This is a genomic window from Kribbella sp. NPDC000426 (genome assembly GCF_040300265.1).
Lineage (GTDB): Bacteria > Actinomycetota > Actinomycetes > Propionibacteriales > Kribbellaceae > Kribbella.
The window spans coordinates 16,169-29,809 of the sequence record NZ_JBEPDK010000011.1 but is presented as its reverse complement, the minus strand read 5'-3'; the positions used below and the strand labels follow the sequence as shown (position 1 = coordinate 29,809).

Below are 13,641 nucleotides of genomic sequence, written 5' to 3'. Positions count from 1 at the left end.
GGCACACTGGACCCGTGCCGTCGAAGGACAAACCGACCCCGACCCGGACCAGACCGGCCTGGTACCGCCGGTTGTGGACCGCCGTCTCGCTGGTCATCTTGTTCGCCGTCGTCGAGTACGTCGTACTCCCGAAGCTCGCCCTCGCACGGGAGTCGCTGCACCGCGTGTCGGAGCTCAACCTCGCCTGGCTGATCCTCGCGGTAGCGCTCGAAGCGAGCAGTCTGGTCTGCTACTCGCTCTTCAGCCGGGCCCTGCTCGGCAAAGACCACCTGCCGTTCTCGTGGATCCTGCGCTCCGATCTCACCGGGTACGGCGTCAGCCACGTCGTACCCGGCGGCGCCGCCACCGCGACCGCGCTGCGTTTCCGGCTGCTCGTGATGGGCGGGGCACAGCCGACGAACGTAACCGCCACGGTCACAGCCGAGGCGATCGGTTCCCCGCTGGCACTGGTGCTGCTCGCGTGGCTGACGTCGATCCCCGCGGTGTTCCTGCGCGAGGCATCCACGGCGTACCTGGTCGGGTTCCTGATCGGACTGGGCGTGCTGGTCTGCGCCTTCCTCGCCGATCGCGGGCGCTCCAGCATCGAACACCTCGCGGCCCGGTTGCTGCGAGCGATCCTCGGACGACTCCCCCAGCGGGTCAGGCCGTGGATCTCAACCGTCGCCCGCCGTCTGCGCGACGTGGTCGCCGATCCCGAAGTACGCAAGGCGTTCCTGATCTGGGCGACGCTGAACTGGCTCCTCGACGCCGCCGTGCTCTGGACCTTCCTCGCGGCCTACGGCGAGCGGGTCCATCCGATCGTGGTCCTGCTCGCGTACTGCGCCGCGAACCTCGCCGCCGTCGTACCGCTCACCCCCGGCGGCATCGGCGTCGTCGAGGGCATCGCGGTCTCGTCTCTCATCGGCTTCGGCGTCGACGGCCAGGCCGCCCTCCTCGCCGTCCTGTCCTGGCGCCTCCTCCAGTTCTGGGCCCCGGTCCCGCTGGCCGGCCTCTGCTACCTGAGCCTCCGGGCCCAGGGCGCCCTGACCCCGGCGAAACAGGCCTAGCCGCGCTACTTCGCGGCGCCTCGGAGGGTTGCCTGCTGCTGGGCCTTGAGGGCCAGGCGCATGGTTTCGAAGGTGTGTTCCTGCGGGGCGGCCGTCGTGGTGCGGTCCTGGACGTCGCGGATCAGGTCGGCGTAGTACGTCGTCCCGACCGTCGAGCAGTCGATGTAGTTCGTGCCCTCCTGGTTGACCAGGAACAGGTGGTCGCCGCCGTCGCGGCCGGCGATGTCGACGTACTTGCGGAGCTCGATGTAGCCGTCGGTGCCGAGGATCATCAGCCGGCCGTCACCCCAGGTCGACAGGCCGGCCGGGGTGTACCAATCGACCCGGATGTAGCCCTGGGCGTTCTCGCTGCGGAGCAGGATCTCGCCGAAGTCCTGGAGGCCGGGCTCGTCGGCGTTGGCGAAGTTCCCGACCGTGCTCGCGACGACCTCGGCCGTCCGTGCGCCGGTGAACCAGAGGAACTGGTCGATCTGGTGCGAGGCGATGTCGGTCAGGATGCCGCCGTACCGGGTCTTGTCGTAGAACCAGTCCGGGCGGCCGGCGCCGCCGCCGAGGTGGCCGCGGTCGCCGATGCGGTGCGGGCCGATGCCGATGGTCTGTACGACGGTGCCGATCTTGCCCTCGCGGACCAGCTCGCCGGCCTTGATCACGCTCGGCACCTCGAACCGCTCCGAGAACGTCACCGACCAGAACCGCCCGCTCTGGCCGACCGCCTTCTCGATCTCCTCCAACTGCTCCAGACTCACGCAGCCGGGCTTGTCGGTGACGACGTCCTTGCCGGCCAGCAACGCGGCGACGGCGATCGGCCCGCGCCGATCCGGTACGGCGGCGGTCACGATCAGGTCGATCCCGTCCCGGCCGACCAGCTCCTCCGGGCTCTCGGCCACCGGAACGTCCGGGTAGCGCTCGCGGACGCGGGCCGCGATCGCCACGGACGGATCGTCGGTCGCCATCCCGGCGAACTCGGCGCCGGCCGCGATCAGGCCCGCGATCTGCCCGAAGATGTGCGCGTGGTCGAGCCCAACGGCGGCGAACCTGACAGCTTGCGTGGAAGTCACCCGTACTCCTCGATACTCGGCAGCACTTCAGCTCCACTCACCCTATGCCAATCCGGCAAGCGCTTGCCAACCCCTGGGCGAGCCGCATGTTCTCGCTACCCCGATCGAGTGTCGCCCCGGTAGGCGGCTCCCCCGGTCGCGGCACCCGCCCTACGGTGAGGCCAGGTGCGGGGCGGCGGAGAGGGGTCCGGCGATGGTCAGGGCACACGACCTCGAGTACGAAGCGGAGTACGAGTTCGAGTACGAAGTACCGCCGCCGCTGCTGCGGATCCGGGTGGTGCACGGCCGGTCCTGGGGTGCCGACCACGAGTTCGAGGACGAGGCCGACTTCTTCGATCCGGTCCCGCCGCCGGCCGGCGCCCGGCTGCTGACCCGGTTCGCGTACGGCGGGGCGAGCCTGACCGCCGCGCACCGGCGGGCGATCGTCCAACTCGCCAAGGATCTGCTCCGGGACGGATCGATGGGCAACCTCGACTGCCTCGACGTCACGATCGTCGGGCACGAGGACGAGCTCGGCGAGCCGGCTCGTTTCGGCGCTCTCGGGCAGCGGCGGGCGGAAGCCGTCACCAAGGCGCTCGCCGACGAGATGAAGCGCCAGGTCGCACGCCTGCCTGCCGCATCCCGGCCGCGCGGCCAGTTCGTCATCACCGTCCAGACCCTCGGCCCGACCAGGCCGATGCGCTCGAACCTCACCGCAGACGGCCGCGCCCTCAACCGCCGCGTCGAGATAACCGTCGGCCGCCCAGGCCTCTGCCCGGACGTGACCTGAAGACACAGCGTCCCACCTGCTCCGCGGCTGCATCGAGGCGCGGAGCAGGTGGTCGGTGGGTTAGGGGTTGTTGGCGACGCCTTCGTCGATCTTGGGGCCGCGGGCTGCGGTGATGCCGGCGTAGCTGATGCCGGCGATGGCTCCGCCGACGATCGGGGCGACGATGAACAGCCAGACCTGGCCGAGGGCGCTACTGCCCGCGAACCAGGCGACGCCGAGCGACCGGGCCGGGTTCACCGACGTGTTGGTGACCGGGATGCTGACCAGGTGGATCAGCGTGAGCGAGAGGCCGATCGCGATCGGGGCGAATCCCTTCGGCGCCCGGTCGTCGGTCGCCCCCAGGATGACGTACAGGAAGAAGGCCGTCAGGACGACCTCGACGATCGCGCAGGCCAGCAGCGAGTAACCACCCGGAGAACGGTCGCCGTACCCGTTGGTCGCGAATCCGCTCACCTTCGCACTGAAACCATCCTTGCCGCTGGCAACAGCCAGCAGAATGGCGCCGGCCGCGCTGGCGGCGCCAATCTGGGTGACGATGTACGACGGCACCCACCTCCACTCGATCCGCTTGGCGACCGCGAGACCGATCGTGACGGCGGGGTTGAAATGACCGCCGGAGACATGGCCGACGGCGTACGCCATGGTCAGCACGGTCAGGCCGAAGGCCAGCGCCACGCCGAGATAGCCGATCCCGACCGGAACCTTGTCCGGGTTGAGCACGACACCGGCCAGGACGGCGGCACCGCAGCCGCCGAACACCAGCCAGAATGTCCCGAGAAATTCCGCACCGATCCGAGCAGCAGGACTGGGTGATTCCACGACTGCCTCCTTGTGACCCCCGTTGAATTGATGCCTTGCTGTCACAGTAAGGCATCAACTCGTCACATTTGGTTAACCCGCGGCATTCGACAATGCAACGGTCATCCGTCGGCGGGACTCGTAGTAGTGCTGCGCGTCGAGCACTGGACGGTCGAAGCGCAGGCTCCGATCGGGGTCGATGACGTCCAGCGCCGCCGTACCGCCGTGGGCCGCGCGGACCGCCTGCAGCGCGCGGTGGTCCCACATCGCCTGGGCGAAGACGCGATGGCGGATCGACGGCCACGGCGTACCGTCCGTGCCCGGGTAGACCGCGAAGGCGTCACCGGACGGGAACGCACCGCCGGCCGATGTGTCCTCGAACGGGTTCACCCGCCGGATCGCGTGCCAGGTGTACCAGAAGTTGAATCCCCAGTGCAGGAAGCCGTCGACCCCGGACGCGAACAGCTGATGCCCGAGCGCACGGTTGCGCGCCGAGGGCATCCCGACGAACCGGTTGGCGACGTCGCGATCCTGTGAGACGCAGTAGTAGACCCACAGGCGCTCCGGTCGCTCGGCGAGGAACGGCTCCACGTGGTTGGTCGCAACAACAGGGACGGCAACGGCGCCGGAGGTGTAGAAGGAGTGCTCGCTCAGGGCGTCGACGACAGTCCAGCCCTTCAGCAGATCGGCGACGACGGCTTTCGCGGCGAGGTACGTCGCGAGCCCGTCCTCGCCCGACGGCTCGTCGGAGACGTGGAAGACGACGTGGTCGCGATCCCATTCCTCGTCGAGCACGGCCTGCAGCGCCGGCAGCAACGCCTCCATCAGCTTGCGGTACTGCGGGTCGGTCGCGGGAACGTCCCACCCGAAAGCGCGCTTCTGGTTCACGATGATGCCCGGCGTCGCCTTCGCTCCCCACTGGGTGAAGAGATGTGCCACCTCGACGCCGGTGATCCCGGTCCGCCGACACAACTCGAGCCAGCGCCGCAACCGGTCGAAGCCGAACTCGTAGCCGTCGGCGGTCTTCGTGATCTCGATCAGCTGTACGACGGTGCGGTACGAGCCGATCGCGGTGTCGAGCGGCGGCGTCCACACCGGCGCGAGCAGCGAGGTCGCGCCCATCTCCGCCGCGGATGCCATGAACCGCTCGACGACGTTCCAATGCTCTTCGCTGAACACCTCGAGACCGTAGTGGTCCGCGAGCGAGTCGAGATGCATCCAGTGGCTCGACACGATGTCGAGCGGCGGCAACTCGATCGCGGTGAGCTCGACGGTGACCGATGCCCGATGCAGCTCGGTGCCGTCGGACGAGGTCATCACGACGGTGAGGTCGTGGACGCCGGCTCGCGCCGGATCGCTCGTGGTCACGTCGAACCAGAGCGCGGCCCAGCTGCCGAACCGGACCGGAGCCTCGCCGTTGGTCACCGGCCGCAGCAGGTCCGGATACAGGCCGGGTTCGTCGAACTCGTACCCGTCGTCATGCCCCGGCAGGGCCACGAACGAGCCCGGCACGAGTTCGACGCACGACACTGCGACCAGGTCGGCCGCTGCACCTTCGACCCGGACCTGGAGCGGGCTCGGGTCGCGGAACGTCGGCACGAGCGGAGGACGGTAGGCCAGCTGGAACGACGCCCGCTCGCCGAGGAACGCCTGGAACCACGTCTCGGCCGACACCGGACGCGGGTCCCGCACCGGGTGCACCTTCACGAGCGCATCGCAAACCACGAACTCCCAGGCTCCAGCCACGCCTACCACCCTCCTGTGCGCAATTGTGGACTCTATGATGCAGATCCGCGCATCAATGCACAATGCTGCCGGAGGTCCGCCGGCAATCAGTCAGCGGCGAGGCCCGCAGTACCTGCGGTGGCGGCACCGGCGACGTCCTGCTGCTTCGTCAGCGTGCCGTCGTGGTGGACGGCGTACGAGGCGACGGAGCCGTTGGACAGCCGCACGTACAGGAACTTGCCGTCGGGGCTGAGGGCTGCGTCCGATCCCCCGGCACTCGTCGGAGCCGCGACGGCCGCGATCAGCTTCAGCCGTCCGTCGGCGCTGATCCGGTACGACGAGATCGACGCGCTCGCTGCGTTGATCGTGAAGGCCTCGTCGCGGGTGACGACCAGCCAGCATGCCGCCGCCTGCCCGTCACTCACCGAAGCGCTGATCGTCCGGACCCGGTTGCCGTGCACGGAGTACGACGAGACCGCTGACGGGCCGGCCTCGGAGACGATCGCGTCACCACGCCGATCGAAGTCGAACCCGTACGGCGTGACGCCGGCGGAATGGTGCGGTGTCGCCGTACCGGCGTACCCGTTCCGGACGGCGAACGTGTCGATCGTCTGGTCGCCCTTGTGGGTGACGACCAGGCTCCGGCCGTCAGGACTGAACGAGACCTGAGCAGCTGCCGTCGGGGTCGCGCCGGACTTGCTGAGCGACCTGGTCGAGTGCGGCAACGGCTGCAGGTGCCCGTCGTGGCTGACCCGCAGACCGCTGATGGTTTCGCTGTTCTGGTTCAGGACGTACACGACTCCGTGGCGGACGGTGACGCTGACCGGCAGGTCGCCACCGCTGGGCGCGACGTCCCGACGGACCAGACCTCGGTCGGTGATGGCGAGTGTCGACACCGTGTCGTCCCCGCCGTTCACCGCGAACAACAAGTTGCCGTCTCGCACCAGTCCGTACTGCGAGGCAAGCGACGAACCGAGTCCGTGACCGCCGGTCGGTACGACGGCGCCGGCCCGCAGACTGCCGTCACGCAGCCGGTCGAAGACCTGGACGGCGTTGCCGGCGGCCGCGTTCGTCGTCTCGTACACATGGCCGACGACGCTGTCGCCGCCGGACCGTCCGCTCACCGCGGCGTTCGCGGGCGCGGTTGCCAGTAGTGAGGCCACGGCGACGGCCGCGAAGGCAGGTGCCAGCAACCGGGCGGAATGAATGGGCATGGAAATTCCTCTCACGCAGGAAATCAACAGAACGCCTTTGACAGTAGGGCTTTCCGCGATCCCCGAGAGGAATTTCCGAGCACGGTAAGGATGCCGTTATCGACCCATTTCGTTCGTGAAATGTAAGCTGCCGTCAGTCCTTGAAGGCGTCCTTGACCTTCTCGCCGGCCTGCTTCAGATCGGCCTTGGTCTTCTCCGCCTGGCCCTCGGCCTGCAGGTCGCGATCGTCGGTCGCGTCTCCGGTCTTCTCCTTGGCCTTGCCCTTGGCAGCCTCGGCGGCGTTCTTGATCTTGTCACCGGCACTCATCGAGCACTCCTTCCGTTCCAGTGATCGTCGCCTCCCGGTGCCACCCGGTCGTCTCTGCGAAACGCCTACTCGCGAAGGTTCTGCGCGCGCAACTGGTTGCGTCGCAGCGCGCGGCGTTCGAGTTCGTCGAGGCCGCCCCAGATGCCGGCGTCCTGGCCGGAGCGCAGCGCCCAGTCGAGACAGACGTCGGCTACTTCGCAGCGGCGGCAGACCTGCTTCGCGTTCTCGGTCTGCCGCAAAGCGGGTCCGCTCGTGCCCAGTGGGAAGAACAGCTCGGGATCCTCCGCAGCGCACGCGCCTCGGTGCTGCCAGCGGTCGGTGGACTCCATCTCGACCTCCTCGGTCGACGTCGTTCCTCAGTAGGACAACGTGAACCGCCGGTTTGTGACGTCGACCTGTCACAGCGAGCCGCGCTACCCGGACCTTCAGGTACGACCGGACCTGCGCTGGAGGAACGATGAAGCGAACAGTAGTCGCCGCGGGAGTTGCCCTCGCCTTGTCGGCGCTGTCGGCGGTGACGGGCTGTGGCGGCAGTGGTGGCGGTGGTGGTGATGCCGACGCCGCGGCCAAGGCGCGTGGGCCGATCACGATCTGGTATTCGAACAATGCCGAGGAAGTGGCCTGGGGCAAGCAGATGGTCGCGGCCTGGAACGCCGAGCATGCCGACCAGAAGATCACCGCGCAGGAGATCCCGACCGGCAAGAGCTCCGAAGAGGTCATCGGCGCCGCGATCACCGCCGGCAACGCGCCGTGCCTGATCTTCAACACCTCCCCGGCGTCGGTGTCACAGTTCCAGAAACAAGGCGGCCTGGTCGCGCTGGACTCCTTCGGTGACGGCAAGTCCTACATCGAGGACCGCTCCGGCGACGTCGCCCAGCAGTACAAGTCGACCGACGGCAAGTACTACCAGCTGCCCTGGAAGTCGAACCCGGTGATGATCTTCTACAACAAGAAAACCTTCGCCAAGGCCGGCATCACCACCCCGGCCCTGAGCACCTACGACGACTTCCTGGCCACCTCCCGCAAGATCGTCGCCTCCAAGGCCGCCAAGGTCGCGATCTACCCCGCCCCGAGCAACGAGTTCTACCAGTCCTGGTTCGACTACTACCCGCTGTACGCCGCCCAGACCGGCGGCAAGCAACTGATCGAGGACGGCAAGGCCACCTTCGCCTCCGACGACGGCAAGAAGGTCGCACAGTTCTGGCGCACCATGTACCAAGACAAACTCGCCTCCCCGGAGAAATACACCGGCGACGCCTTCGTCGACGGCACCGCCGCAATGGCCGTGGTCGGCCCCTGGGCCATCGCCACCTACAAAGGCAAGGTCGACTGGGGCGTCGTCCCCGTCCCCACCGCCGACGGCAAACCCGCCACCGACATCCACACCTTCAGCGACGCCAAGAACGTCGCCATGTACTCCGCCTGCAAGAACCGCGGCACCGCCTGGGACGTCCTCAAGTTCGCCACCAGCAAGGACCAGGACGCCAAATTCCTCGCCGCCACCGGCCAGATGCCACTCCGCAAAGACGTCGCCACCACCTACGCCGACTACTTCACCACCAATCCTGACTACAAAATCTTCGCCGACCAGGCCTCCCGCACCGTCGAGGTCCCCAACGTCCCCAACTCCATCACCATCTGGCAAACCTTCCGCGACGCCTACTCCAAATCGGTCATCTTCGGCCAGCAAGACGTCGGCGAAGCCCTCGACGGCGTAGCGTCGAAGGTCAACCAACTGGCCTCCCAGCCATGACCGTCACCAGCCGGCCGCCGACGTCCCGAGCTCCCACGCAACGGCAACAGTCCGACAAGGGCAGGCTCCTGGCCGATCGGATCCTCGGCAAACAACCGATCGGCGCCGCCCTCGCGGTCCCGTACGTCGTGTTCCTGCTCGCGGTCTTCGCCTATCCGCTCGGCTTCGCGGTCTACATCTCCTTCCACGACTACTTCTTCGCCGCGCCGGGCGCCGTGGTCGACCGTCCCTTCGTCGGGTTCGACAACTACGTCGCCGTCTTGACCGACCCCGCAGTACAGCGGGCCTTCGGTAACGTGGTGATCTTCCTGGTCATCAACGTCCCGCTCACCGTCGTCCTGTCGCTCGGGCTGGCCAACGCGCTCAACGCGGCGATCCGCTGGCGCACCTTCTTCCGGGTCTCGTACTACGTCCCGTACGTCACCGCGAGCGTCGCCGTCGTCGGAGTCTGGCTCTTCCTCTTCAACTCCAACGGACTCGTCAACTCGATCCTCGGGCCGCTCGCGCCTGATCCGTCGTGGTTGGTGAACTCGAAGCTCGCGATGCCGACCGTCGCCATCTACGTCACCTGGAAACAGCTCGGCTTCTTCATCCTGCTCTACCTCGCCGCGCTGCAGAACGTGTCGAAGGACCTCTACGAAGCAGCTGAGATGGACGGTGCCAACAAGTGGCAACGCTTCCTCAACGTCACGGTCCCCGGCGTACGACCCGCGACCACTCTTGTCGTGCTCGTCGCGACCGTGACCGGCGCCAACCTGTTCACCGAGCCCTACCTGCTGACCGGAGGCGGCGGACCGGACGGAGCATCCGCCTCACCCGTCCTGATCATGTACCAGCGCGGCATCGAACAAGGCAACCCGGACATCGGATCCGCGATCGGGGTGCTGCTGGTGATCGGCGTGTTGCTGCTCGCCCTGATCGAACGACGACTCGTCGGAAGGGATGACGAATGAGACTCAAGTTCATCGGGCTGCTCGCCGGCGCCTTCGTATTCCTCTTCCCCTTCTACTACATGCTGATCGGCTCACTGCAGGCCGAGCCGGACCCATCGGTCAGCGGCGCGTTCCCCAACCCCGGCAACCTGACCGGCCGCAACTACGGCGAGATCAACAAGGCGATCGATCTCGGCCGCTCACTGCTCAACTCCGGCATCTTCACCGGCGGCGTACTCCTGGGCACGCTCGTCTTCGGTGTCCTCGCGGGCTACGCGTTGGCGCGGTTGCAGTTCCGCGGCCGCGGGCTGGTGTTCAACCTGATGCTGCTCATCCAGGTCGTACCGTTCCAGCTCCTGACGATTCCCTTGTATGTGTTGATCGTCCGCAGCTACGGGCTCGCCGACTCCTACCTCGGCATGATCCTGCCGTTCCTGATCAACTCCACCGCCGTCTTCGTGTTCCGCCAGTACTTCCTGCAACTGCCGGCCGAGCTGTTCGACGCCGCCCGGATCGACGGCGCCTCCGAGCTGAGCATCCTCTGGCGCATCGCCGTTCCACTCGTACGACCCGCCCTGCTGACCGGCGTACTGCTCACCTTCATCGGGCCGTGGAACGAATTCCTCTGGCCGTTCCTCATCACCAAACAGCAAGACCTGCAACCACTCGCAGTCTCACTGTCCAACTACCTGACCACCGTCTCCGCACGAGCCGCCAACCCGTTCGGCGCCGTCCTCGCGGGCGCCTGCGTGCTCGCCGCGCCGGCCGTCACGCTGTTCATCATCTTCCAGCGTCAGTTCATCTCCCAGGGCATCCAATCGGGAATCAAAGGATGATTGCCATGAGCATCAACTACACCCTGCGCCGCGCCGGTATCCTGATGTCACCCGAGCCGGGCAACGAGCTCGAGGTCGAGGGCGTACTCAACCCGGCGAGTGCGCACACCCCGGACGGCGAGCTGTACCTGCTCCCCCGGCTGGTTGCTGCCGGCAACGTATCCCGCATCGGGCTGGCGCACGTGGTCGTCAAGGACGGCGTACCGGCCGAGGTCCAGCGCGAGGGCGTCGTGCTCGCCCCGGACGAAGGCTGGGAGCGCGGCAAGAACAACGCCGGCGTCGAAGATCCCCGCATCACGGCCGTCCCTTCGCTCCGCCAGTACCTGATGACGTACGTCGCGTTCGGCCCGCTCGGCCCGAAGCCCGCGCTCGCGGTCTCGTCCGACCTCCGTCACTGGCGCCGCCTCGGCCCGCTGCACTTCGAGTACCAGCCCGACCTGGAGACGGACCTGAACCTGTTCCCGAACAAGGACACGGTGTTCTTCCCCAGGCCGGTGACCGGCCCGGACGGCGAACCGTCGTACGCGATGCTGCACCGGCCGATGTGGGACCTCGGGTGGCTGCGCGAAGGCGAAGGCGTTCACCTGCCTGCTGGTGTCACCGACGCCCGGCCCGGGATCTGGGTCTCGTTCACGCCGGTCCGTGAGGTCGAGAACGACATCCGCAACCTCACGCACCTCAGGTACCACCGACTCGTGGCGCTCCCGGAGCACCCGTTCGAGCAGCTCAAGATCGGCGCCGGTCCCCCGCCGCTGCTCGTGCCGGAAGGCTGGCTGCTGATCCACCACGGCGTCACCGGCTCGCAGCCGCACGGATTCGACCCCACCACGCAGAAGGTCACCTACTCCGCGGGCGCCATGCTGCTCGATGCCGACGACGTGACGAAGGTCCTCGACCGGACAACCGAGCCCATCCTCACCCCGGAGACGCCGGACGAACGGTTCGGGCTCGTCGACAACGTCGTCTTCCCGACCGCGATCGAGAAGGTCGACGGGGTCCACTACGTCTTCTACGGCATGGCCGACGACAAGATCGGCGTCGCCCGTCTGGAGAAGAGCTGACATGCGAGACCTGGACACGCTGATCAAGGCGTACGACATCCGCGGCATCGTCCCCGGTCAGCTCGACGAGTCGCTCGCGTACGACGTCGGCGCCGCCTTCGCCGACCTGCTCGCTCCGGAGCGGATGGCCGTCGGACACGACATGCGCGTCTCGTCGCCCGCACTGGCCGACGCCCTGGCGGCCGGGGCGGCGAGCCGGGGCGTCGACGTACTCGCGATCGGCTATGTCTCGACCGACCTGCTGTACTTCGCGTCCGGCATCCACGGCGTCCCCGGAGCGATGATCACCGCGAGCCACAACCCACCGTCGTACAACGGGATCAAGCTGTGCCGACCGGGCGCGGCCCCGGTCGGCCAGGACACCGGTCTGGGCGAGATCAGGAAGGCACTCGAGACCGGCCTGCCACCGGCCGCCGGGCCCAAGGGTGAGGTGCGACCGGAGGACCTGCTTCCGGCGTACGCCGATCATCTGCGCCGGCTGGTCGACCTCGGCGGCAGCCGTCCGTTGAAGATCGTGGTCGACGCCGGTAACGGCATGGCCGGCCGGACCGCGCCCGTCGTACTGCGTCATCCCGCCTTCGAACTCGTCCCGCTGTACTTCGAGCTCGACGGCACGTTCCCGAACCACGAGGCCAACCCGATGGACCCCACCAACCTCGTCGACCTGCAGGCTGCGGTGATCGAGCACCACGCGGACGTCGGCCTGGCGTTCGACGGCGACGCGGATCGCTGCTTCTTCATCGCCGAGAACGGCGAGCGGATCGCGCCCAGCGACGTCGTCGGCCTGATCGCGACCCGCGAACTCGCCCGCCACCCCGGCGCGGCGATCATCTACAACGCGATCACCAGCCGCGCCGTGCCCGAGGAGATCACCGAACACGGCGGCCGGCCGATCCGCACCCGCGTCGGGCACTCGTTCATCAAGCAGGTGATGGCGGACAACAACGCCGCCTTCGGCGGGGAGCACTCCGGTCACTACTACTTCCGCGACTTCTGGAACGCCGACAGCGGCATGCTCGCCGCTCTGCACGTGCTCCAGGCCCAGGGGCAGACGACCGAGCCACTCTCGAGGCTGATGAGCGGGTTCTCGCGGTACGTCGACAGCGGCGAAACCAACCTCACCGTCGCCGACATCCCCGGCACGTTGGCCCGGGTCGAGACGGTGTACGCCGCCCGCGGCGCGACAGCCGATCACCTCGACGGGCTGACGATGACGCTGCCGGGCGGAGCGTGGTTCAACCTGCGTCCCTCCAACACCGAACCACTACTCCGCCTCAACGTGGAAGCCCCCGACCGGCCGGCGATGACCCAACTCCGTGACGAGCTGTTGAGCCATCTGACCCCGTAGATCGCTGACTGTGACAGGCGGTGGTCAGGACTGGTGGCCGGTCCAGCGGGGGGAGACTTTTCGCCATTCGCGGGCCCATTGGTCGGCGCGGTAGCGGTCGAGTGAGCGGCGGGCGAGGCGGAAGGCGAGGAAGATCGCGGGCCAGGCGAGGAGCGGGAGGGTCAGGGCGAACGCGGTCCCGAGCGCGTTGCTGTCGCCGGAGGTGGGCGGCGGGCCCGTCATCGCGCCGGCCCGGTCGATCCAGATCGTCACTTCGGCGTTGACCGGAGTACCGAGGAGGACGTCGGCCTTCCCCTCGTGCGAGGCGCCTGACGGGTCCTGCCAGCGGACGCGAACCGGGGTGGTGCTGAGGCCCAGGGTCGACGGGACGGCGTTGGCCGTGCCCTCGAGAGTTCGCGCGCGGACCTGGTGGACGCTCGCGCGTTCCACGGCCGCCGACTGCTCCGCGTGATCGTGCAGCGCCGTACCGAGGGCTGCCGCCGCGGGGATCATCAGCAGGCCGACGGCGATCGCGACCAGCAGGAACGCCGCCTCGATCCGGTCGACCCGGCGGCGCAGCGGGTTGTGCCCGAAGCTGAGTCGCCGCAGCTGCATCATCACGAACAGCTCGGCACGGTGTTGCGGCGTGGAACTCATCGGGCTCCCCTATCTGCTTCACCAAGTAAGACAACACAGGCACGCCCGCTGTGACGTCGTGTCACGAACTGGCCCGCCGTCCGGACTTCCAGGCGGCACCACACGTTGCAGAGGGCAACCACGTAGTGGCCCCCACGCGTCCGTAGTGGCGCCGACCA

14 protein-coding genes are annotated in these 13,641 nt (G+C 67.9%); 7 read left to right on the top strand and 7 right to left on the bottom strand.

Features of this window, described 5'->3' with window-relative positions:
* Nucleotides 1-14: 14 nt before the first annotated feature.
* Nucleotides 15-1,046 carry a lysylphosphatidylglycerol synthase transmembrane domain-containing protein gene (locus tag ABT313_RS41125; protein ID WP_350865919.1) on the top strand — a complete coding sequence of 344 codons (1,032 nt, stop codon included), beginning with the start codon at nucleotides 15-17 and terminating at the stop codon, nucleotides 1,044-1,046.
* A 5-nt stretch (nucleotides 1,047-1,051) separates the two neighbouring features.
* On the opposite strand, the gene ABT313_RS41120 is transcribed toward ABT313_RS41125, so the two are convergent.
* Nucleotides 1,052-2,104, bottom strand: a complete 1,053-nt coding sequence (locus ABT313_RS41120) for a Gfo/Idh/MocA family protein (protein ID WP_350865917.1) — start codon at nucleotides 2,102-2,104, stop codon at nucleotides 1,052-1,054.
* A 193-nt stretch (nucleotides 2,105-2,297) separates the two neighbouring features.
* Between ABT313_RS41120 and ABT313_RS41115 the strand changes: the two genes are divergently transcribed.
* Nucleotides 2,298-2,873: an OmpA family protein gene (locus tag ABT313_RS41115; protein ID WP_350865916.1), complete on the top strand. Its 576-nt coding sequence runs from the start codon at nucleotides 2,298-2,300 to the stop codon at nucleotides 2,871-2,873.
* 60 nt (nucleotides 2,874-2,933) lie between these two features.
* Here the strand turns inward: ABT313_RS41115 and aqpZ are convergent, their stop codons facing one another.
* From aqpZ to ABT313_RS41090, 5 genes are all read right to left on the bottom strand, one after another.
* Entirely contained in the window at nucleotides 2,934-3,692 is a 759-nt protein-coding gene (gene aqpZ, locus ABT313_RS41110) for an aquaporin Z (RefSeq protein WP_350865914.1), read from the bottom strand.
* A 72-nt stretch (nucleotides 3,693-3,764) separates the two neighbouring features.
* Nucleotides 3,765-5,417: a DUF4091 domain-containing protein gene (locus tag ABT313_RS41105; RefSeq protein WP_350865912.1), complete on the bottom strand. Its 1,653-nt coding sequence runs from the start codon at nucleotides 5,415-5,417 to the stop codon at nucleotides 3,765-3,767.
* 86 nt (nucleotides 5,418-5,503) lie between these two features.
* Complete coding sequence (locus ABT313_RS41100) at nucleotides 5,504-6,610, bottom strand: lactonase family protein (RefSeq protein ID WP_350865910.1); 1,107 nt, start codon at nucleotides 6,608-6,610, stop codon at nucleotides 5,504-5,506.
* Between the two features lie 133 nt (nucleotides 6,611-6,743).
* On the bottom strand, nucleotides 6,744-6,917 hold the full coding sequence (locus tag ABT313_RS41095; protein WP_350865908.1) for a CsbD family protein: 174 nt from the start codon (nucleotides 6,915-6,917) through the stop codon (nucleotides 6,744-6,746).
* 65 nt (nucleotides 6,918-6,982) lie between these two features.
* Complete coding sequence (locus ABT313_RS41090; protein WP_350865906.1) at nucleotides 6,983-7,246, bottom strand: WhiB family transcriptional regulator; 264 nt, start codon at nucleotides 7,244-7,246, stop codon at nucleotides 6,983-6,985.
* A gap of 128 nt (nucleotides 7,247-7,374) precedes the next feature.
* Between ABT313_RS41090 and ABT313_RS41085 the strand changes: the two genes are divergently transcribed.
* Genes ABT313_RS41085 through ABT313_RS41065 form a run of 5 tightly spaced genes read left to right on the top strand, consistent with a single transcriptional unit; the run spans nucleotide 7,375 to nucleotide 12,847 of the window.
* A complete protein-coding gene (locus tag ABT313_RS41085; RefSeq protein ID WP_350865904.1) occupies nucleotides 7,375-8,670 on the top strand; it encodes an extracellular solute-binding protein in 1,296 nt (431 codons plus the stop codon).
* Entirely contained in the window at nucleotides 8,667-9,623 is a 957-nt protein-coding gene (locus tag ABT313_RS41080) for a carbohydrate ABC transporter permease (RefSeq protein WP_350865903.1), read from the top strand. The genes ABT313_RS41085 and ABT313_RS41080 overlap by 4 nt, the downstream gene beginning before the upstream one ends.
* Nucleotides 9,620-10,438, top strand: a complete 819-nt coding sequence (locus ABT313_RS41075; RefSeq protein ID WP_350865901.1) for a carbohydrate ABC transporter permease — start codon at nucleotides 9,620-9,622, stop codon at nucleotides 10,436-10,438. The genes ABT313_RS41080 and ABT313_RS41075 overlap by 4 nt, the downstream gene beginning before the upstream one ends.
* 5 nt (nucleotides 10,439-10,443) lie before the next feature.
* The gene (locus ABT313_RS41070; RefSeq protein ID WP_350865899.1) at nucleotides 10,444-11,499 is read left to right on the top strand and encodes a glycoside hydrolase family 130 protein; all 1,056 of its coding nucleotides are present in this window, start codon (nucleotides 10,444-10,446) and stop codon (nucleotides 11,497-11,499) included.
* 1 nt (nucleotide 11,500) lies between these two features.
* A complete protein-coding gene (locus tag ABT313_RS41065; RefSeq protein ID WP_350865898.1) occupies nucleotides 11,501-12,847 on the top strand; it encodes a phosphomannomutase/phosphoglucomutase in 1,347 nt (448 codons plus the stop codon).
* Between the two features lie 24 nt (nucleotides 12,848-12,871).
* Here ABT313_RS41065 and ABT313_RS41060 read toward each other — a convergent pair whose 3' ends face one another.
* Entirely contained in the window at nucleotides 12,872-13,483 is a 612-nt protein-coding gene (locus tag ABT313_RS41060) for an Rv1733c family protein (RefSeq protein WP_350865896.1), read from the bottom strand.
* Between the last annotated feature and the right edge of the window lie 158 nt (nucleotides 13,484-13,641).

Bases quoted from the DNA above. Each gene is read 5' to 3' on its own strand.
- ABT313_RS41115 (WP_350865916.1), top strand. From the start codon at position 2,298: ATGGTCAGGGCACACGACCTCGAGTACGAAGCGGAGTACGAGTTCGAG.
- ABT313_RS41100 (WP_350865910.1), bottom strand. From the start codon at position 6,610: ATGCCCATTCATTCCGCCCGGTTGCTGGCACCTGCCTTCGCGGCCGTC.
- ABT313_RS41095 (WP_350865908.1), bottom strand. From the start codon at position 6,917: ATGAGTGCCGGTGACAAGATCAAGAACGCCGCCGAGGCTGCCAAGGGC.
- ABT313_RS41090 (WP_350865906.1), bottom strand. From the start codon at position 7,246: ATGGAGTCCACCGACCGCTGGCAGCACCGAGGCGCGTGCGCTGCGGAG.
- ABT313_RS41085 (WP_350865904.1), top strand. From the start codon at position 7,375: ATGAAGCGAACAGTAGTCGCCGCGGGAGTTGCCCTCGCCTTGTCGGCG.
- ABT313_RS41080 (WP_350865903.1), top strand. From the start codon at position 8,667: ATGACCGTCACCAGCCGGCCGCCGACGTCCCGAGCTCCCACGCAACGG.
- ABT313_RS41075 (WP_350865901.1), top strand. From the start codon at position 9,620: ATGAGACTCAAGTTCATCGGGCTGCTCGCCGGCGCCTTCGTATTCCTC.
- ABT313_RS41070 (WP_350865899.1), top strand. From the start codon at position 10,444: ATGAGCATCAACTACACCCTGCGCCGCGCCGGTATCCTGATGTCACCC.
- ABT313_RS41065 (WP_350865898.1), top strand. From the start codon at position 11,501: ATGCGAGACCTGGACACGCTGATCAAGGCGTACGACATCCGCGGCATC.
- ABT313_RS41060 (WP_350865896.1), bottom strand. From the start codon at position 13,483: ATGAGTTCCACGCCGCAACACCGTGCCGAGCTGTTCGTGATGATGCAG.